Origin of the sequence: Aromatoleum petrolei (assembly GCF_017894385.1) — a bacterium.
In the GTDB taxonomy this organism is placed as follows: domain Bacteria; phylum Pseudomonadota; class Gammaproteobacteria; order Burkholderiales; family Rhodocyclaceae; genus Aromatoleum; species Aromatoleum petrolei.
Window position 1 is genome coordinate 192,725 of sequence record NZ_CP059560.1, and the last position, 20,452, is coordinate 213,176.

Consider the following 20,452-nt stretch of genomic DNA (forward strand, 5'->3'; position numbering starts at 1 on the left):
TGCCAGATCACTGGACGGGCCTGGGGGCCAGTCGCCGCGCCTGCAACCAGTGCAAGGCGCGGCAGACTGATTCGTGAGGAGCGCTCAGCAGCCGGCTGAGGCGCTCGGGATCGGGAACCTGCAGTGTCCGGACCAACTGGTCGAGGCGCGCAAGGTCAATGCCGCCGATGAAGCGCACGCCCCTGGGGTGCTCATCGCTGACGACGACGCTCCGATCGGTGATGAACCCGTCCTCTACGACGGGACGCATCACGAAAGCGGGCTCCCTGATCTCCGGCACTTCCATCGAAGGCCTTCGCGGAGCGATCGCGCGCTCCCAGAACTCCGCGTCCGGCCATCGGGTCTCGCTCCGGTAGTGCTCATGAGCCGCAGTGACGCGTGATGCAAACACCTCGGAGGCCCGCTCGGTGAAATACCGGACTGCAAGGGAGGCGTCGTCCGGACGTTGCAGCAAAGTGTTGATCACGGGCGCCGCTGCGATGGCACCGGAAGCGGCTTCGAACACGCCGTGTCCCGAAAGGGGGTCGCAGCTATAGGCGGAATCGCCCACCCGCAAGAAATCCCTGCTCGCGACGCCACCTCGCAGTGCCGGCTGGATGCCGCGGGCGCGCGCGGGCCCGACAGGCCGAAGATTGCGTCCGAACCGCCGCCGCAGGCCGTGCAGATGCTCGAAGCAGGCGGCGTGCGTGGCGTCGAGATCGCCGCCGTGCGCAGAGACCGACTCCGGCAGGACCACGATCTGAATATGCGCCAGCCCCGAAGCTTCGACCGCCCCCCAGGCCCAGCCTTGGGCAAAGGATTCCACATACGTCGTGCGGGGCTGGATCGCCGCGCCGGTAAATGTGCGCGCGACCGCTACCCGCATTGCCTCGACTTGCAGGTCGGGCGCCTTCTTCGGTGCGGTACGGCCGCGGCACTCCACGATGACTTGCGCTGCTGTCCGCTGCGATCGGCCGGATTGATCTTCCCAGTGCACGTACCACATGCCTTCTTCGACGTGCTCCAGCGTTCGCACCTTCCCCTCTCGCACGTCGATACCCGATGCACGGACATCGGCCAGCAGGGCGCGGTCGAACGCGACGCGCTCGACCACGAATTCGCCATTCATCTCCACTTCCGCGCCATTCCACGACGACACGCGAAGCCAGCGCGGCCCCAGCATCGATAGCGCCTGCGAACATCCGAACTGCCTCAAGGCCTCGATGACGCGCTGGGAAAGACCTTCCGCTGCACCGCGTTGACGCGGTTGTCCGATCACCAGGGCAGACTGACCGCCCCTCGCTAGTGCGAGGGCAAGCAGGCAGGCCGAGGGACCTGCTCCGAGGATGACCACGGGATTCATGACGTTTCCTTTCTTGAACGGAAGGCAAGCCACAACGCGCCTCCCGAAGTGATCACGAGTCCGATCCAAAGCAACGACGCGAAAGGGAAAACTCGCAATACGACGACTGCCTGTTCCGGCTGGGCACCGCCTTCGAGCGCGGCGACCGCGGCGGAAGTGGAGACCCAAACCTGGACATCGCGCCCCCATCCCCGATCGATGAAGGGGTGAAGGACGTACCCCGGCTGATTGGCATAGCGCGCGTAGCGGTAGTCGAGAATCTCGCAGATCTGGCGTACGGGACCGGCATAGCCTGCGACTGCAGCGCGTGCATCGCGATAGAGCGTCTCGCCGCCTATCACTTCCTGCGAAGGCGTTCGGAGCTCGACCTGTGCGAGTGCGCGGAAACTTCCCTTGCCGTCCCGGCGGCCGCCGTCGGCAGTGCGGTCAATATCCAGCGTCGTGACGCGGAACGCATATCCGTGGTGCTCGCCGCGCCAGTTGTCATTGGAAATATCGATGACATGCTGCGAATAGCCGTTCAGCGCGGTCGACAGCAGCGCCCCCCACAGGCTCAGCATTGCACCGAGGTGCACCAGTCCGAGGGCGAGAACATATCCCCTGGCCGCCGCCTTCCGTGCAGCGTTGATGCTCCATGCGAATACGCCGATCGCCAGATATCCTCCCGCAATGAGACTCGCATCGATACGAGGGAGAACGGCGACAATCTGCTGTGACAGGACACCCGTGCCCGAATACTCCCGTGCGAGCATTCCCCCATCGGACCAGACAACGGCGCACACCAGCGATGCGAGAGTCAACGTTATCCAACCGAGGCGCGTCGCAACCCGCCGCATGAAGAACCAACCGCCGATCAGTCCGACGCCGATCAACGGGAATAGCAATACCCGCGCGAGCGCATAGCCATCGACGTCCCATTGGGCGAACGCTGTACGCAGCGCCGGTAGTTCGCTCCCGCGCGCCCAGTTGGTCAGCGTCGCAAAGAAGGGCTTCAATTCCTCCGGCCGGGGCAACCCTTTCGCGCTGGCAATGAAAGCCCACGCGAGATAGCCCCCCGCGAGCAGCCCCAGCATGGCAAACGCGAGTTGCGTCAGACGAAGCGCGCTGGCCGCGACCCCAATGCGCAGCGGGATCGACGTGACGCGATGCATCCCGTACATCCACGCCACGCCGGCGAACAAGACAAGTAAGCCCGCGAGCGAAAAATATAAGGAGGACGACGTCGCGCCGATGTAACGGTGAGAGCTGGCAAGGGCTTCGTGCCGCGTAACGCCCATCGCCACCATCGTCAGCGCCGCCGCAAGCGCCCCGGCCAGCGGCATCCAACGCCATGTCGGGCGCCCCGCACGCCAGCCCGCAATGCCGTGCAAATGCGCGCCAAGCAGGCACCAAGCGGCGAACACGGCGGTCTGGACCGGGTCCCAGTGCCAAACCTGCCCGTACATTGCATCCTCGAATGCCCACACCATGCCGAAGCCGATTCCTGCCGTGAGTAGCGCCCAGGCGCGCCGCGCCCGCATGAGTGCGTCGTTGGGCCACGTCGTCAGCGCTCCCGCGAGCGCGGCGATGGCCGGCGAAGCGAGGGACAGGGTCCACGCATACGCCGCCAGCACCAGCGGCGCATGCGCGAGCATCCAGATCTTCATCAGGTGCGCGTTCATCCCCTGATACGCAGCGCGTGCCAGCCAATCGGCGGGCGTCGCCACGAACGGACCCGACAGCGCCGCCGTCAGCGCAAGTGCGGCGGCGACGATCGCATTGACGTCGGGGTGACGCCAAACCGCGGGCTTCGGTCCCAACAGACTCGCGCACACCGCCGCCAGCAGGAGCGTGGTTCCCTCGTCGCCTCCCCACACGTTCGCGAGCTTCAGATATGCGGGCAGCTCGGCACCGCTGTACAGCCACACGTAGCGGACATCGAAGCGGTCGGTAAGCATCAGGACCGCGAGGGCCAGGACGGCAGTCCATAGCCCCACGACACCCAGCCGCACACCCCGCAGCCGGTATCTATCGGACACCGCCGCCACGAGCAGTGCCAGACCGGCGCTGGCGACTAGCAGGTCCCCGACGCCGGGAAACAGCACGCACAATGCAGCGACGACAACGACCGTGATCCAGCTCTCGAGGTCACGCATGGCGCCGCTCCGCCCCAACGTAGGCTGCGCGACAACGCAACTCGCGTCGTACGTCGAACGCATCTGCACCGCCTTCGAGCAAAGACCCGATCAATCCCGTCATCCGCGCCGCCGCGATACTCGCGCCGCCGCCACGCTCCGGATTGCGCGGATCGCAGAAGGGATGGGTGCCGAAGTCGGCGGCAGGCGTACCGAGCCATGACACTTCGCCAGGAGCGCAGCGCGCGTCGCCCGTCACCGCGAGACAATCGCCCAGCGCGGCCGGAAACGTGACGCTTCCGCGTGCTGGCGCAGACGCGACCAGAATGGCGCCAGCGCTCGCTGCGCGGCGGCAGGCGCTGGCGAGCCGCGCGCTCGCGCCCCCCATTCCGAAGCTCATGTTGATTAGCTGCACACCCCGGCTGACGAGCCAATCCAAACCTTCGAGAACCGCGTCGACGGACGAGTCGCGGCCCTCGCCAAAGACCTGCGCGACAAGCAATTCCGCGGAGGGGCAATGCTGGAGCACGCAGCTTGCGATCTGCGTGCCGTGACCCGTTCTGTCGTTACCCGCGGATGTCAGGAGACGAGTCTCGACGACCGCGGCCGCTGGTGCACCACGGACCGCACTGTCGATCAGCCCGACGCGGATCGGCCTCAGCATGTAACACCTTGCGGGAGATCGATAATCCGATCGAAGGCGGCGGGATCGAGTTCGCGGTGGCTCACGATGATTCGTGTCGCCCGGGGGAGCAGCGCATCGATCGCCTGCAAGAAGCGCTGTTCGAGGGCTGTGTCTAGCGAGGACGTGCCCTCGTCGATGATCAGAACGTCTGGCTTCATCAACAGCGCACGAGCAAGCGCAACACGTTGCCTTTCACCGCCCGACAGACTCGCCCCGCGCACGCCGACCGTCGCATCGAGCGCGCCCGACAGTCGCTCGGCGAACTCGAAGACGCCGGCGGCGCGCGCCGCTCGTCGGACGTCCTCAGGCGTCGCATCGGGGCAGGCATAGCGTATGTTGTCGGCAATGGAGCCGGAAAAGAGCACGGGCTCCTGCGAAACAACGACCACGTGCCGACGCAACACCCGGGGATCGAGCTCGCGAAGATCGATACCTCCGATCATGATCGAACCGCTGGCGGGATCGAACTGTCGGTGCAGCAGATCGATGAGCGTCGATTTCCCGCTTCCCGACACTCCCCGCAGCCAGACCTTCGCCCCGACGGGCACCGTGAGGCTCAATTCGGACAACACTCTTCGGGGCGATCCTGGATACACGAACGCCACATCACGCATCACAAGCTCGCCTGCAGCAACGCGCCGACTGCCCGGTTGATCGGGCATAGTCACGGCCGGACTCAGACTGCGGACCTCTTCCACGCGGCCGAGACCAACCTTGACGCGCTGCCACTGCAGGTAAAGGCCCATCAGCGCATGCAGGGGCGCACTCGCCCGCTGGACGTAGGTTGCGAATGCAACCAGCGTGCCGAGCGTCAATGCATCACCCCCGATCATCGCCAGGCTGCCGCCCACGAAGATGCCGATGACCGCTAGGGACAACACGAGATTCGGGAATGCGCCCCCCAGGTAGCCAACGGCCTGCAGGGAAAGCATGCGATCACGAACCGTGCGGTGGAGCGCGGCCAGGTGGGCGATCTCCCGCTTCTCGGCCACGTAAGTCTGGACGCAGCGCACGGCGCCGAGCTTCTCGACAAGGAAGCTCGACACCTCCACTCCCGCGTCCCGTGCTTTCAGCGAAAGTGCTTCGATGCGGGGCTTGACCCACGACAGCACAATTGCGTTGATGGCCATCAGGACACCTAGATAGAGCGCGAGCATCGGACTCAGCATCGCGAGTAGCGCGACGGTCCCAATCAGCGTCAGGATGGAGTTGATCGCCGAAAGCACGGCATCGACAGCGAAACGCTGCACTTCCCCGAGATCGCCTTCCAATCGCGCGATCAGATCACCCTGTCGCGTTTGCGAGAAGAACACGGGCGAAAGCGTCAACACATGAGCGAACAGCGATTCGCGCATGCGATGCAGCATCCGGGCGGATGCTGCAACGTGGATCCGGCGGCATGCAAATCCGATGACCAGTGCCACCAGGGCCAGCCCCACCATCAGGGCCCCGATCATCAACACACCCTGCCGGTCTTGCGCGAGGATGCCGTCGTCGATCAGTGCCTTTGTGAGGTAGGGCTGCGCCAAACCAGCCCCTACCGCCAGGAACGAGAGCAGAAGCACACCCGCGAAGGCAGGCGCTTCCGGACGAATGAACGCCCACAGCCAGCGGTACAGCGCGTTCAGGCGAGCCCCCTCGCCCTGCGCGGCCGACCGTGAAGCCGGTGCCGCACCGGCCATGCGAATGGCTTCTGCACTCATGTCCCGGCTCAGCGCGAGAAGATGCGCAACGAGGTCAGGACCTGGTCACCGCCACCCGGGGTCCGGATGTTTCCGATGCGCTTCAGGGTCTTGCTGTCGTGGACCGCGATGTCTCCCTGCGTACCGCCGATGTAGAGTTCCGAACCGTCGCTCGAAACGTTCACGTTGTAATAGGTGTGATCGAGATCGACGCGGTCCATCTTGCCGGTGTTCATGTCGGTCCGCGTGAGCTGCGTGTACACCGTATAGGCCTCGTTGCGCCGTACCGGGTTAATCGCCGTCGAGAACAGGACGACCGACGCGTCCTCGAACTCCTTGAAGCTCACCGTGTCCTTTTCCAGGTCCAGTGCCCATATTCCCGCCCGCAGCGCCGCCGGGTCCCCGGCGGCCTTGTCGGTGCTCGCGACGTAGAATGGCGTAGCAAAGATGTTCGTCTGCTCCCACTGCGGCCAGATGGCGAGCGTGTCGGGCTCTCCCCGGTTGGGGCGCTGCCAGCTCCGCCACGGATGGGTGCCCTTGACGGCCCCCGTCTGCGGGTCCAGTTTCAGCATGTCCCAGCTGAACGCATACAGCGAATCTCCCTTTCCCGAATAGGCAAGCGTCGAGACGCGGCGCGGTGTCGAAAGCTTGCGTGCCGGCTTCGCATCGGTCCCTGCATCAGTGCGATAGACGGCAATGTACGGGTCGAGCGACTTGTATTCGCCCGGGAGCAACTGCGTGGGATTCACGAACACGGCAAGCTCCTTGCCGTCGGGGCTCAGGTCCATCGCATAGGGCGCCTTGCCGCGAATATCGCCTCCCGACAATTCGGCGCGGAACACCTCCTTGCCCGATTCGAGATCGATGCCCGACACGGTTTCCCAGCGGTTATGGATCACGTAGGCGACTTTGCCGTCGCGGGACGGCACCAGCGTGATCGGGCTGTTGCCCATCGACGTGTTCGGAATCTGGTGCGTCGCCACGACCTTGCGTTCCTTCGCATCTGCGACAAACACGAGATTGGGTCGCGCCGCGGTAACGATGTAGTCCTTGGCAGCCAAGGCCCCCGCCGAATACATCGCCAGCGATGCCGCGATGGCGCTTGCGAGGCGGGTTGTTGTCGTCATTTTCGATGTCATGATCTCGGGACTCCTCCGGTTCTTCGTAATGGTTTGATGCCTCACTTCGGGAACACGCTTTGCAGCGCTTTCCAGTCGCGCGCTGCATCGTCCCGACCGCTGTTCCATTCCGGGTAGTTGTGCAGCGTGTCCGGCACCTGAGCGGGCCACCAGCACGGGTCGGAACACCCGTAAAGATCGGCCTCCATCGGCTGACACAGTCCGGCAACCCCCATGAAGGGATCGATTTCCCAGCCGGGATCGAAAGTGGTTGAACATCCCGCCACGGCGGCGGACATAGCGACGACCTTCTCCACCGCGTCCTCGGTGGGTGCGCTATCGATCTGGTGGGCTTTGCGGTTGAGCGGCTTGATTCGGTTCATAGTTCGGAGCTCCTGTTGGCAACGTGGCGATGAAGGAAGGCGGGGTTCTTCTCCAGGATTTCGAGATACGCTTCGATCCCGAAATCAACCCACTCCCTCAGCAGTTCGCAGTAGTGATAGACGGGCGAATGTGGGTCACTGAAATTGGCGTAGGACTCGTGATAGCAGCCCCCCGAACACAGGTTGCGGATGCGGCAGGTAGCGCAACCGCGTTCGGAACGGTCCAACGCGTGCTCGAGAAATGCACCGAGCTCTACCTTGGCAATGCCCGAATCGACGTTGCCGAAGGTCGGCAACTCCGACCCCGTGAAGCGATGGCAGAGATTCAGCTCACCCTTGTGATCGACGGCAAGCAAACCCACACCCGCGCCGCACGGCAGCGCTTTGCGACGTCCTTCGTAGAGGTCGCTGAGCATCTGGTGCATGTTGGAAAAGCCGGTGTTCTCCCCCCGGATGGCAGCCTCGACATACTCCCGCCCCAGGGACTTCATCGAATCGAACACCCCGCGGAGTTCGTCGCCCACGAGATTGAAGGTAGTGACCGGATTGCTCGTGACGGGCGCAAAACCGACCTCTGCAAATCCGATTTCATCCTTCAGATGGTGATGAATGGCCGAGACATCGGAGTACCCCGCCGTCAGCGTGACCCGTGCGCCAACCGGACGCGACTTGTAGCGGGACAGCAGCATCCGCGTCTTGGCCGCAACCACCTCATAAGTGCCCTTCCCGCCAATCGTCCTGCGTCGCCGGTCATGGATGGCCTGCGGGCCGTCCATGCTGATCGAGACGCCGAAGCGATGTTCGTCGAAGTAATCGACGATCTCCTCGGTCAGCAAGGTGGCATTCGTGGTCAGCGAGAGGTCGAGCTGCTTGCCCTCCTCGCGGCAACGATCCTCGGCATACGCGGTGATCGCACGGATGAGCGGCATGTTGGTCAGGGGCTCGCCCCCGAAGAACACGACGTTTACCTGGCTGCGCTTCGCGCCCTCCCGCAACAGCAGTTCGATCCCTTTCTTTGCAGTCTCCAGGTCCAGCTTGTCGCCCTTTGACGGCGTGGTCAGGTCCTCCTTGTAACAATAGGTGCAGCTCAGGTTGCAGCCCGTATTCACGTTCAGAACGATCGTGCTGAGCGGAAACTCGGTGACACTGATACCCGGACCGCGGTCGAGCATCGCGGGGTCGGCCCTGAGGACGCCAAGCGACTTGAGATCCTCCACTGCGTCCGCAACCAGCGTGGGGGAACCGCTATCGAGGAAGCGTTCCTGCAATTCCCCGAAACTCACCGTCGATCGCGGCCGCACGAAATCGAGAACCTCGCTCGTCATGCCATCGAGATCGAAGATGCCCGTGCTCGGCACGTGCAGCAGGACCCGGCGCCCCTTCACGGCAAGGTCGTGGAACGCATGGGCATCCACGTAGAGCAGATCGGCTTCAGACATTGCTTTCTCCTTGAAGCCAGGTGTCAGCGGATCGGGGGGTCGTTGAAACGCTGCACCGTCACGATCAGCGGCGCGGTCGCCTTCACCGTACGGGAGCCGTCCTTGACCGACGCGATCACCTTCAATTCGCCCGCGTTGTTGGTCTTGTACTTGCGCTCCGGATTGGGGCCCGCCCCGTTGGGCACGAAGAGTCCGTTCGGCTCGATCCGTCCTGCGTACTTGGTGTCCTTCATCTCGGCGGCAACCTTGTTGAGGTTGTCGACCGACCACGCCGCCGGAACCGGGCCGAGTGCGATGTCGTCTGCGCTGCCCGGCTTGCCGTCAGGCCCTGCAGCGAAGGCAATCGCCTCGAGCTGCGCGGGCACCTTGGGAATCGCCCCGCCGCCACCGCCAAGGCGTGCCATCGGATGCTCGGGAATGATCTTCACGTAATCGATCTGCCGGTAGATCTTCACCACATCGCTTCCCGCGGCCGACCCGACCTTGACCGCCCGGCTTCCGCTCGCCGCATCCTTCTCGACCTCGACCTCCGCGACCACCCGGTCCGCCGAGCGCTCGAGCACCTTCGCGACCTTCACGCCATTTCCGAGATCCACGTCGCCATTCAGGCCCACCCCGTTGATGGCAATGCGCGCACGACTTCCTGCCCGCAGCATCGCCGGTTGCACTGACAGCACCGATGGCTGCGCCGCCTTGTCGGCCCGCACCGCCCGCATCGTCCCGCCGATCGAATCGTTGTTGGTTTCGAACCACCGCCCGGTGAGCTCGGTGCCCCCCGTCCCGAGGCTCATTACCTGATTGACTTCGCGGTTGCCCTGCTTGACCGATGCGCGCCATTCGTGCCCCGTGTAAACGACCGCCGCACCCTTGGCCGTCTCCGAAGTACCGTTCTCGTAACGCATCACCATGTCGACGGAATAGCGATCGTCGCCGGTCCGTGTGATCGTCGCGCTTCCTTCGTAAGCGCCCATCCCCGGGCGATGTCCAACCAGGCGCCACGTTCCGCTCGCGTCGGCAGGCTTCTGTGCCTTCCACTGCTTCCAGCTGGCAGAGTCGAAGCCATACTGATTTGCCAGCTCTTTTACAGTGTCCCCGGTGGCAATCTCGAACCAGTTGCGATCGCGTCCGCCTGCCTGGATCTCAATCGCAGGAAACTGCCCCACGTGGAAGTGCACAAGCTTGCGCCAGTCAGCTTCCGTGCGTCGTTGTACGGCAATTCGCCCATACGAATGACAGCGCGCGCAGGTATCACCGATCAACTTGTTTTCGGCATGCTCGACGACGCTCGGCGTACGATCAACGATGTACCGATGCGTGAGCGTTTCATCCGGGGCAAGACCGTATGCGTCAGAAAGATGCTTCACGATTGCACTGCGCTCATCCCCCGTGAGCTTTACTCCGTGGGCAAACGACATTCGGGCGACCGTCATGTCCCACCCTTCGGGCGTACGCCGACTTTCGCTGATGCGATCCCATTTGCCCTCACCAGTAGCGGTGTGACACGAGGCGCACTTGCTGTTGACCAGCGCCTCGGCCGATACGGCAGCCCATGCGCCACCGGTTGAGACGAGCGGCGTCAGAAACCCCGCAATCGCAAGCAAAGCGCGACGGGACGGTTTCATGACTGCATTGGTTATTCCCATTGTGTATCTCCTCCAGAATCTGCCTTAAGTGCAATTACACAAATCAACGCTTTTGCGAATCACGCGACGGGGGTGTCTTGGTGAGCTCCGTCGTCTCGAAACTTTATGAGCTGAAGCGATATGGGGGTTATCGTGAATCGGCCAAACTCGATGTTGCGAATATCAAAATCCGGCCTTCAGTGATTCACACGGGCACCGAAAAATTCTTTGCAGAAAATAGGGCGCTTGATTCGTGGCAAAAAAAAACGGGCGGCCGGAGCCGCCCGTGAATCTCATCCGTTGATCGGAAGAGAAGGAGAGATGAACAACAAGACAAACCTGGTCCGGAAAGGGGCCGGATCCGGCCCCGCAAGAATTCGAGCGTGAATACCTGGTAACACGCTCGGAAAACCCGAGCGCGTTACCTGTGTTGCGTTCAGAAGAACCCGAGGGCGTTGGGGCTATAGCTCACGAGAAGGTTCTTGGTCTGCTGATAGTGGTCGAGCATCATCTTGTGCGTTTCGCGACCGATGCCGGACTCCTTGTATCCGCCGAAAGTGGCGTGGGCCGGGTAAGCGTGGTAGCAGTTGGTCCACACGCGTCCGGCCTTGATGCCGCGGCCCATGCGGTAGGCACGGCTGCCGTCGCGCGACCACACGCCGGCGCCGAGGCCGTAAGGGGTGTCGTTGGCGATCTCGAGCGCTTCGGCTTCGTCCTTGAAGGTCGTCACGGCCAGCACCGGCCCGAAGATCTCCTCCTGGAAGATGCGCATCCTGTTGTGGCCCTTGAACAGCGTCGGCTGGATGTAGTAGCCCTCCGCCAACTCACCCCCGAGACGGGCGCGGTCGCCGCCGATCAGAAGTTCGGCGCCTTCCTGGCGGCCCACCTCCAGGTAGGACAGGATCTTGTTCATCTGATCGGTCGAGGCCTGCGCGCCCATCATCGTCTCGGTATCGAGCGGACTGCCCTGCTTGATCGCCTTCACGCGGGCCAACACTCGATCCATGAACTGGTCGTACATCGACTCCTGGATCAGCGCGCGCGAGGGGCAGGTACACACTTCACCCTGATTGAAGGCGAACAGGACCATGCCCTCGACCGCCTTGTCGAAGAGGGCATCGTCCGCCGCTACGATGTCCTCGAAGAAGATGTTCGGCGACTTGCCGCCGAGTTCGAGCGTCGCCGGGATCAGGTTCTGCGCAGCAGCTTGGGCGATCACCCGGCCGGTGGCGGTGGACCCGGTAAATGCGATCTTGGCGATGCGCTTGCTGGTTGCCAGCGGCATACCAGCTTCGCGACCGAGGCCATTGACGACATTGAGCACGCCGGGGGGCAGCAGGTCGGCGATGAGCTCGACCAACACCATGATGGAAACCGGGGTCGATTCGGCGGGCTTCAGCACCACGCAGTTGCCGGCGCCGATCGCGGGTGCAAGCTTCCATGCCGCCATCAGGATCGGGAAATTCCAGGGGATGATCTGGCCGACGACGCCCAAGGGCTCGTGAAAGTGGTACGCCACGGTGTGTTCGTCGATTTCGCTGATGCCGCCTTCCTGCGCGCGCAGGCAGCCGGCAAAGTAGCGAAAATGGTCAATCGTCAGCGGAATGTCGGCATTCAGGGTCTCGCGGATCGCCTTGCCATTGTCGACGGTCTCGGCGTAGGCCAGCATTTCGAGATTGGTTTCCAGCCGGTCGGCGATCTTGAGCAGGATATTGGCGCGCTCGGCCGCAGAAGTGCGTCCCCACCTGTCGGCCGCGGCATGGGCGGCATCGAGGGCGAGATTGATGTCTTCCTCGGTGGAGCGGGCGACCTGGCAGAACGGCCGGCCGGAGATCGGCGTGACGTTTTCGAAATACTGGCCGCGCACCGGCGCGACCCACTTGCCGCCGATGAAATTGTCGTAGCGGGTCTTGAACTGAACCTTGGCGCCTGCTTTGCCGGGCATCTCATAGATCATTTGCTTTATGTCTCCTGTTGCAGTGGTATTTGGACAAATCGTCCATAGAGCGGTCGGTCATCCCAAGTCGGATGCGACCAGATTCCGTGATCAATCCAAAAGCCCGTTCAATACACGGCCTTTCGTAGCACTTCGGGGTAGTAGCACATGTACCCCGTCCTGCAGTGCTCGACGGACGGGCGCAGATTCTGTGCAAGACGCACGATTTCTTCCCCATGCTCACCTGCCTCGACGCGATCGAGCACAGCCTTCACCATCCGAACGCTGGCAAGCTTTCTTGCGGTTGGCGCTTCCCTGCCAGCGATCTTCACGGCCGCAACGCCGCCATTCAATAATCTTGGCAATGCACAGAGGCCACAGGGGCCGAACGCCATGCCCTGCTCGTTCGTCGTGAATCCGCAGGAGAAGCGATACCAGAGCCACTTCTCGTATTCCTGATCGTTTTCCCGGAGGCTCTGGCACAGCGCCACCGACAGCTTCCTCGCGCCCCGCGGGCGATAGTCGCTCACATAGCGATCGAGACAGATCGGACCGCCCATGCGCTGGGGTAGATGAACAGTGCTGCAGGCGCCCTCCTCGAACACGCAGCCGTCATTGAGGATGAATACCTCGGTCTCCAGATCCGGGACCTCCGCCGCAATTTCACATGCTTCCTCGATCGTGACATCGCGAGGCAGGATCAATCGCGAGGCCCCCAGATCCCTGCAAAGGCGCGCCGCACTGCCATTACGACAAGTCGCGACCGAGCTGACATGAATGCGTCGCAGTGGAAGATGCAGGGAAAGCTCGCTGATCAGGCCCAGATCCGACGCAATCAGCGCATCCCCCCCGCGTTCGATGAAGAGTTTCCCCATTTCGACTGCCGCCTCAAGCTGTTCATCCGAATAGCTCTGAGCGTTGAGCACGAGTGAAAGCGTGCAACCGCTCTGCCGGGCCGAGCTTATTGCCGCCTCAAGCTCACGCAGACTGCGGAGGTTTCCTGAGGGGCGGCGGTTCGCATTTCGCACCTTGAATCGGCCAACCCAATCGTCCGGGACGAATCCGCAATAGAGCTCGTTTGCTCCTTCGCGAGCCAGGAGCGCCACTTCCTCCACTCTTGAAATCGGGGCAACAATTCTCATATCGGATCCCCAGGGACGACGAGCCGTGAAACAGATCCGCTATTGACAGCATCCAGGACGGCAGTGAGCATCTCGTCAGTCACCCGGCTCACGATCGAATTACCCAACTGAAACACCTGCCGTTGGTCGTCTGCATGCGGTCGCGCAAGTCTCGCGCTCACCCGCAGACATTCCTTCCGGCAGCGACGTCCCACAGCAAATCGTTCGACGCCTCGCATTGCAGTCGAGCCGATTCGACACATCCTTCCCTTCGCTACACACGCGAACGGGACATGAACGCTGCCCGGCAGCGGCAGCGATGACAGTGCCCGTCGTGAGTCGAAGATCGGCACATCAACCTCCATTCGCACAAAACCGAGGCGCGCAAGCATGGCCTTCATTGGCCGCGCATCGAAGGGCGCAGACAAAGCTGAATAGGCCGCGGGAATGCGCGGATCCTTCCCCATGCGACATAGAATCCGCCCTGCGACCAGCGTCAGGTTCGGGAAGTGCTCCCGGATGAAGTAAGCAGTTCCCCAGTCACTCACGATCACCTCCGATTCGTCAGGTAGGTGCGGCAATAGCTTACCGAGGGTCCGGAGATCGGCTGGCGCTGAAATCGGCGTAAGCAGTGAAAGGCGGCAATTCAACTCGGTCGCCACTCCCAGCGCGTTGAGCAAGGAACGCGACGCGGGGATCAAGTGCTCGCAGAATTCACTGCCGAGATAGACATGGGTCGGCGCTAGTTTTTCGAACAAATTTCCAAGCGCCGAATCGGCCAGCGTCCGGCGCCAATGCGTACTGCCATCGGTCTTGATCAGGGAGGACGCATCGACAACAGAAACGGCAATTTCCGGAGCCCGAACTGCGACTTCCCGAGTCATACCTGCGATATCCGGCACGGCGCTATCCATGTCCTCCCCCTGTTTAACCTCCCGCGGCACCGGAACGCTTCCACGGCGCGCAGGTCTGTGGGGAGGATGCTAGGGCGGAGCCTGCATTCGGTGTATCGCGAAACGGCCACGCCCGCATCAGGGCTATCAAGAATCGGCCTTACTGTTGATTGCGCGGGCAAAGGTGCTTGTTGTCGCCTTGGCCTAGCACCTAAGATGTATCTCGCTGGTGCTGCTAGCACCGTCATGTTCGGCGCGCGATGGGGACTGCTTCACCGTCTCGGGTCCGTCGGGCAAGGGGCCGCATTCTCGCGGCAGCACATGAGGAGACAAAACTACAATGAACTCTGGCCTGATTCAGGACCGGGAGACGCCGCGTCGGCGAAACGAACGGGTGTCGATCATCTCGACCAATGATGCGTGCGAGCATGCCGCGAGCCTTCGCGACTGGTCGCAGGACTATCTTCAACTCTCACAGGGCGCTTTCGAGGGGGAAATAATCGAAGCCACGGTGGGTCCGATGCAGGTCTTCAAGGAAACGATCCGCCAATCCGTCGATGAGAAGGCAAGCCCTCGTTGCGACAGTTATACGATAGGAGTGCCTGCCTCCGTAACTCCCAACGGTTATTGGCAGGGACGCCATTTGGAGCGCGATTCATTGATTACGCTCTGCCCGAATGAGGAACTTCATTTTCGGACTCCTATGGAGTCAACGATTCTTGTCACGGTCATCGACTGCAACGCATTTGACTCGTTCGCTCAGGACTCCGCAGCAGTGGATGTACTGCCATTGATTTCAAAGTCGCATGCGGCCGCCTTGCCCGGGGATGCTGCTCAGACCTACCGCGTGATGCTCGAAACGGTGCTTTCCTCAGTGGCTTCGACTCCCGAGATCTTTGAGCACAGTGCGTCGGCGCAGTCAGTTGCCGAAACGGTAATGAATGCATCGCTAAATGCCCTGCGGGCACGATCCCAGGAAACAGAGTCGCCTCGCACCTCGCATTCGGTCCAACGCGCAATTGTTGAGCGGGCACGCAGCTACGTGATCGCCAATCGAGAGAATCCGCCAACGGTTGCCGAACTCAGCTCTTATCTGAAGATGAGCCGAAGAGGACTTCACCACGCATTCATCAACGTGCTGGGAATCAACATCACGACGTTCCTGCGCTATGTTCGGCTCCACGGTGTCCGCAAGGAATTGCTGCGCGCCACTCCGGAGGACTCGATTAGCGGCATTGCCTGCAAATGGGGGTTCTGGCACATGGGAATGTTTTCCTCCTACTACAAGTGCCTGTTCGGAGAAACCCCATCATCGACCCTGCGCAGGACGTCCAACTTTTCCAAAGTTGCCTCTCGCCGTCACCATTAACAGATTGCCTGGGGGCCCGCGCAACGTCTCGAGCATCTCGCGCAATTCTGCCCGAAGCGCACGCAAGTGCGCAGTGGCGGAAGCCTCGTCCCGTTCGGCCAAGGACGGGCGATCCGATGTTGGAGCCCCTTGCAGTGCGCCAATCGAAAGCCTTGCAGAAGGGCTTTATTCCCGCAGGCCCGCTCTGCGTAGGCCGTCCACCAACGTGATGACATTCTCCCGCCGGCGGATCGGTAGCCAATCCGCGAGACTGGAGAGCCGCAAGCGTGGGTCGAGCTGGCGCAAATTATCCATCGCGTGCTGCGCTTGCGCCGCCCGCCCCGCGAGCGCATGGCTGGCCGCGAGGGTGGCGGCCGCCAGCAGCAGGCTTGGCAGCTCCCGTAATGCCTTCTCCGCCCAGGACGATGCGGTGTCGAAGTGCCCCATGAAGAGATGCGCGGCCGCCAGTCCGGCCTGCATCCTATACAGCTCGGGATCAAGCGGGCTCAAACGCATGGCGTGTGCAAAGTGCTCAACCGCTTCTTCCGTTTCGCCGTGCCAGAGTCTGAGAAACGCGCCGAGGAACCACGCCGCCGCGAGATTGGGATTGAGCACGAGCGCCCTGTCCAGCAATGCAATGCCGCCAGGAAGGTCGTCGGCAAGATGGCCAAGTGCATGCGCACTTCTCGTGAGGGCCACCGCATCGCCCTTGCCCAACTCGACGGCCCGGCGAGCCAGTCGGATACCCTCCGCCACCTCCTGCGGGTGATCGCTCATCCAGCCGTTGATCTTCCGCCAACAGTGACACCACGCCGCCATCGCGTAGGCTGACGCAAAGTCGGGATCGAACTCGATTGCCTTGAGGAAGAGGGTCAGCGCCTGATCGATGGCCTCCTTGGTACCGTGATGCAGCCTGGCCATCCCGCGCAGATAGTAATCGTAGGCGTCGAGACTGTCGGTCGGCTTGTGCCGCGCACGCTCGATCTCCGCGCGCTCGAGCTGGGGGGCAATCGCACCGACCACCGTCTCGGTGATCTGATCTTGCAGCTCGAAGATGTCTCCCAGCACCCCTTCGAAGCGGCCAGCCCAATGGTGCGCCCCGGTTGTGGCATCGATCAGTTGGCCCGTGATGCGCACGCGATTGTCTGCCTTGCGCCAGCTGCCTTCCAGCACGTAGCGAACGCCCAACTCGCGCCCGACCTGTTTCACGTCCATCGCACGATTCTTGTACGTAAAGCTCGAATTGCGCGCGACGACGAAAAGCCAGCGGTTTTGCGACAAGGCCGCGATGATGTCCTCGACCACGCCGTCGGCGAGGTACTCCTGCTCCGGGTCCCCGCTCAAGTTCGCGAAGGGCAGGACGGCAATCGACGGTTTGGCAGGCAGGGCCGGCGCAGACGCCGGGACTTCGACCGATCCGGCGGATTCGGCACCCGGCGCAGCAGCGCCCTCCAATGACGCGATTTCCCTGACCTCGGCGACGAACCGGAACCCCTTGCGGGCAACGGTTCGAATCACCCGTTGTTGCTGACCGTCGTCGCCGACGGCCTTGCGCACGGCGTTGATGTGACTGGCCAGGGTGGATTCCGAGACGACCCGGCCGCTCCATACGGCATCGATCAGGTCGTCCCGGCTGACGACGCGCTCGCGGCGCTCCGCCAGGTACACCAGCAGATCGAAAACCTTGGGCGCAGTCGCAACGATCCCGGACGCCCGGGAGAGCTCCCGCCGGTCGAGATCAAGCACGCAGTCGTCAAACACTAGAAGCATTCAGGGCTCGGTAACTCCATGGGTTCTGGAAAGACACGCGAGCCAAATCCAAGGAAAACCCAAGAAGTCGGCAAAGTTTTCGGCCCACCTGCCGAGCACACTGCAGTCATCGATCGCCGCAATGGAGTGATCGACACTCAGTCGAGGAGCAGAGCATGAAAATCGTGGTTATCGGCGGTACCGGCCTTATCGGTTCGAACATTGTAGACAGGCTGCGTCGCAATGGGCATGAGACGACGGCCGCATCGCCCCGCGCGGGCGTCAACACCATCACCGGACAGGGTTTGGCCGAAGCGCTTGCAGGCGCCCAGGTCGTGGTCGACGTGAGCAACTCACCCTCGTTCGAAGACCAGGCCGTATTGGAGTTCTTCGAAACGTCCACCCGCAACCTGCTTGCCGCGGAAGCCGCCGCCGGCGTCGAGCATCACGTCGCGCTCTCCATCGTCGGCACCGATCGCCTTCCCGACAACGGTTACTTCCGCGCCAAGGTGGCCCAGGAAAACCTGATCAAGGCGTCGAAGCTTCCCTACACCATCCTGCGCGCGACGCAGTTCTTCGAGTTCATCGGCGGCATTGTCGACTCGAGCGCCGACGGCGGCGCGATTCGCATTTCGCCCGCGCTGATCCAGCCCATCGCGGCGGACGACGTCTCGGCCGTGCTAGCCGATCTGGCGGTCGGGGCGCCCGTGAATGGCACCGTCGAGGTGGGCGGCCCCGACCGATTCCCGCTCGACGAGCTTGCCCGCAAGCTACTCAGCGCGCGCAAGGACATGCGTGAGGTGATCGCTGACGTCCATGCGCGCTATTTCGGCAGCGAGCTGGACGATCGATCGCTGGTTGCCGGCGACGGCGCGCGGGTCGGCCCGACACGTTTCCACAACTGGCTCAGCCGCTCGTCGGCGCAAGGATAAGCCGACGCCACCACCGGGCGGGAAATAGCGGGCTGACGGCCCACCACCGCCCCACACGAACCCACCAGGAGAAACACGCGATGCTCAACTTCCGAACCCTTTCCATGGTGCTGCTGTTGGCAACCGGCGCCGCCGACGCCGAGCAGCCCCCGCCCCCGGCGCACGTGACACCGCTGATGAGCAAAGCGCTGGCCGACTATCCAGGCAAGGACGGAGTCGTCATCACGGTCGACTATGCGCCCGGCGGAGAAAGCTCCGTGCATCGTCACAATGCGCACGCATTCGTCTATGTGCTCGAAGGTTCGATCGTGATGGGTGTGCGCGGCGGCAAATCCGTCACGCTGACACCGGGCCAGACCTTCTACGAAGGCCCGGACGATATTCACACGATCTCGCGCAACGCCAGCCTCACCGAGCCCGCCAAGTTTCTGGTTGTCCTGTTGAAGAACGGCGACGAACCGATCTCGATGCCGGTTCGCTGACGGCGGCACCGCCGCTATGCCTTCCTTTAACGGGACGCTGCAATGACCTCACACCCGGTGCTTTCACAACTACGGCGGTGCGCAAGCGCGACGCTATGCGCAGCCTCGCTGGCGGGCTGTGCGGTTGGCCCCGACTTCGTGAAGCCTGAAAGCGGGCTTCACGAAGTGGCGCTGGTGCCCAGGGCGGACTATGCCGATGTCGCCCCGACGTCCGATTCCGACATTCCCTCCCGGTGGTGGCTGCTGTTCAACGACGCAGTGCTCGCCGAACTGCAATTGCGTGCGCAGGCGGACAACCTCGATCTGCAAATGGCGTCCGAACGCATTGAGCAAAGCCGGGCGCAACTGGGAATTGTCTCCTCGCAGTTGCGGCCCAGCGTGGCGGCCAGCGGCAGCCACATGCGTGAGGCGCTCAGCGAACATGGAAAGTTCGCCGCACTGGGTGCACCGACGAGCCCCAGCGATTTCTGGCAGCTCGGATTCGATGCCAGTTGGGAGATCGACCTGTGGGGCCGCGCGCGACGCGCACGCGAGGGCGCAGCAGCGGCCTTGGAGGCCACGGTATATGACCGCGAAGCGGCACGGGTGGCCTTGTCGGCCGAAGTGGCTCGAACCTATTTGCAGTTGCGCGGAACGCAGGCCCAACTGGACATTGCTCGGCAGAATCTGACCGTTGCCGAGCGGACCCTCAGGCTGGCCGAAAATCGCGTGCGTCACGGCGTCGCTACTCGGTTCGAAACCTCGTCCGCTCACGCGCAGTGGGCCACGATCAAGGCGATGGTTCCGGAGCTGATCCAGCGTCGCAACACCCTGATGAATACCCTTGCACTGTTGTTGGGGGAAAAGCCGCGCGCACTCGATGTGCAACTGCGCGAGACCATGCCCTTGCCTTCGCTTCCAACCAGCGTGCCGGTCGGCGTCCCTTCTGAACTGGCTCGCAGGCGACCCGACATTCTGCGCGCCGAAGCTCAGCTCCATGCGGCCACAGCAGCCATCGGTGTGGCCAAAGCTGACTTCTACCCCCGTATTGGTTTGAGAGGGCGAATCGGCGTGGAAGCCTTCGAAAGCGGCGATCTCGATAGTTGGGATTCCCGTTTCTTTTCCGTCGGTCCGACGGTCTACCTACCCATTTTCCAGGGTGGTCGATTGACGCAGCGCCTGGCGCTCAACGAATCACGGCAAAAAACGGCCGCTCTGGCGTATCGGCAAACGGTATTGCGAGCCTGGCATGAAGTGGACAACGCCTTGGATGCCTGGGCGGCCCAACAGCGCCAGCACGCCGACTTGTCGGATTCCTATGAGCAGAACAAGCAGGCACTTCACGCTGCCGAGCGCGGCTATCAGGAAGGCGCCGCCGACTATCTGAGCGTACTGACTGCGCAGCGCAACCTGCTTGCCAGCCAAACCGGTCTCAATGCCAGCGCAACCAACGCCGCGCTCACCTTGGTCAATCTGTACAAGTCGCTGGGCGGCGGTTGGGATCCGGACGCACTCAAGACTTCGTCGCGGGTTGCCAGTGGGGATTCGGCAGAGCCTTCATCGGATCGCGCGGTTGCCATTGCGTCGCGCGTCACTTCACCGGCAAAGGCCAATCAATGAGTGGCGC

16 protein-coding genes are annotated in these 20,452 nt (G+C 62.7%); 4 read left to right on the forward strand and 12 right to left on the reverse strand.

Going from position 1 to position 20,452, the window contains the following annotated elements; all coding sequences use genetic code 11:
• Positions 1-7: 7 nt before the first annotated feature.
• From qhpG to ToN1_RS00885, 11 genes are all read right to left on the reverse strand, one after another.
• A complete protein-coding gene (gene qhpG, locus ToN1_RS00835) occupies positions 8-1,342 on the reverse strand; it encodes a flavin-dependent monooxygenase QhpG (protein ID WP_169206370.1) in 1,335 nt (444 codons plus the stop codon).
• The gene (gene ccsA / locus ToN1_RS00840; RefSeq protein WP_244861096.1) at positions 1,339-3,540 is read right to left on the reverse strand and encodes a cytochrome c biogenesis protein CcsA; all 2,202 of its coding nucleotides are present in this window, start codon (positions 3,538-3,540) and stop codon (positions 1,339-1,341) included. The genes qhpG and ccsA overlap by 4 nt, the downstream gene beginning before the upstream one ends.
• The gene (qhpE, locus tag ToN1_RS00845) at positions 3,470-4,120 is read right to left on the reverse strand and encodes a subtilisin-like serine protease QhpE (protein ID WP_169206372.1); all 651 of its coding nucleotides are present in this window, start codon (positions 4,118-4,120) and stop codon (positions 3,470-3,472) included. Before qhpE ends, ccsA begins: the two co-directional genes overlap by 71 nt.
• Positions 4,114-5,844 carry an ABC transporter ATP-binding protein gene (locus tag ToN1_RS00850; RefSeq protein ID WP_169206373.1) on the reverse strand — a complete coding sequence of 577 codons (1,731 nt, stop codon included), beginning with the start codon at positions 5,842-5,844 and terminating at the stop codon, positions 4,114-4,116. Before ToN1_RS00850 ends, qhpE begins: the two co-directional genes overlap by 7 nt.
• 8 nt (positions 5,845-5,852) lie before the next feature.
• Positions 5,853-6,962 (reverse strand): quinohemoprotein amine dehydrogenase subunit beta, encoded by a 1,110-nt coding sequence (gene peaD, locus ToN1_RS00855; protein WP_169206374.1) that lies wholly within the window; start codon positions 6,960-6,962, stop codon positions 5,853-5,855.
• A 41-nt stretch (positions 6,963-7,003) separates the two neighbouring features.
• Complete coding sequence (gene qhpC / locus ToN1_RS00860; protein WP_169206375.1) at positions 7,004-7,324, reverse strand: quinohemoprotein amine dehydrogenase subunit gamma; 321 nt, start codon at positions 7,322-7,324, stop codon at positions 7,004-7,006.
• Positions 7,321-8,763, reverse strand: a complete 1,443-nt coding sequence (gene peaB / locus ToN1_RS00865; RefSeq protein WP_169206376.1) for a quinohemoprotein amine dehydrogenase maturation protein — start codon at positions 8,761-8,763, stop codon at positions 7,321-7,323. The genes qhpC and peaB overlap by 4 nt, the downstream gene beginning before the upstream one ends.
• Before the next feature lie 23 nt (positions 8,764-8,786).
• Entirely contained in the window at positions 8,787-10,364 is a 1,578-nt protein-coding gene (gene peaA / locus ToN1_RS00870) for a quinohemoprotein amine dehydrogenase subunit alpha (protein WP_244860930.1), read from the reverse strand.
• Between the two features lie 457 nt (positions 10,365-10,821).
• Positions 10,822-12,342, reverse strand: coding sequence for an aldehyde dehydrogenase (adh, locus tag ToN1_RS00875; RefSeq protein ID WP_169206378.1), 1,521 nt, complete (start codon positions 12,340-12,342; stop codon positions 10,822-10,824).
• 107 nt (positions 12,343-12,449) lie between these two features.
• Entirely contained in the window at positions 12,450-13,463 is a 1,014-nt protein-coding gene (locus ToN1_RS00880; protein WP_169206379.1) for a U32 family peptidase, read from the reverse strand.
• Positions 13,460-14,356: a hypothetical protein gene (locus ToN1_RS00885; RefSeq protein ID WP_169206380.1), complete on the reverse strand. Its 897-nt coding sequence runs from the start codon at positions 14,354-14,356 to the stop codon at positions 13,460-13,462. The genes ToN1_RS00880 and ToN1_RS00885 overlap by 4 nt, the downstream gene beginning before the upstream one ends.
• A 319-nt stretch (positions 14,357-14,675) precedes the next feature.
• On the opposite strand from ToN1_RS00885, the gene ToN1_RS00890 reads away from it, so the two are divergent.
• Positions 14,676-15,704 (forward strand): helix-turn-helix domain-containing protein, encoded by a 1,029-nt coding sequence (locus ToN1_RS00890; RefSeq protein WP_169206381.1) that lies wholly within the window; start codon positions 14,676-14,678, stop codon positions 15,702-15,704.
• Positions 15,705-15,869: 165 nt separating this feature from the next.
• Here ToN1_RS00890 and ToN1_RS00895 read toward each other — a convergent pair whose 3' ends face one another.
• A complete protein-coding gene (locus ToN1_RS00895; protein WP_169206382.1) occupies positions 15,870-17,453 on the reverse strand; it encodes a winged helix-turn-helix domain-containing tetratricopeptide repeat protein in 1,584 nt (527 codons plus the stop codon).
• 155 nt (positions 17,454-17,608) lie between these two features.
• On the opposite strand from ToN1_RS00895, the gene ToN1_RS00900 reads away from it, so the two are divergent.
• The 3 genes from ToN1_RS00900 (at position 17,609) to ToN1_RS00910 (ending at position 20,445) form a co-directional block, all read left to right on the forward strand.
• Positions 17,609-18,364, forward strand: coding sequence for an SDR family oxidoreductase (locus tag ToN1_RS00900; protein WP_169206383.1), 756 nt, complete (start codon positions 17,609-17,611; stop codon positions 18,362-18,364).
• An 80-nt stretch (positions 18,365-18,444) separates the two neighbouring features.
• On the forward strand, positions 18,445-18,846 hold the full coding sequence (locus tag ToN1_RS00905) for a cupin domain-containing protein (RefSeq protein WP_169206384.1): 402 nt from the start codon (positions 18,445-18,447) through the stop codon (positions 18,844-18,846).
• 42 nt (positions 18,847-18,888) lie between these two features.
• Positions 18,889-20,445: an efflux transporter outer membrane subunit gene (locus tag ToN1_RS00910; protein WP_169206385.1), complete on the forward strand. Its 1,557-nt coding sequence runs from the start codon at positions 18,889-18,891 to the stop codon at positions 20,443-20,445.
• Positions 20,446-20,452 lie beyond the last annotated feature (7 nt).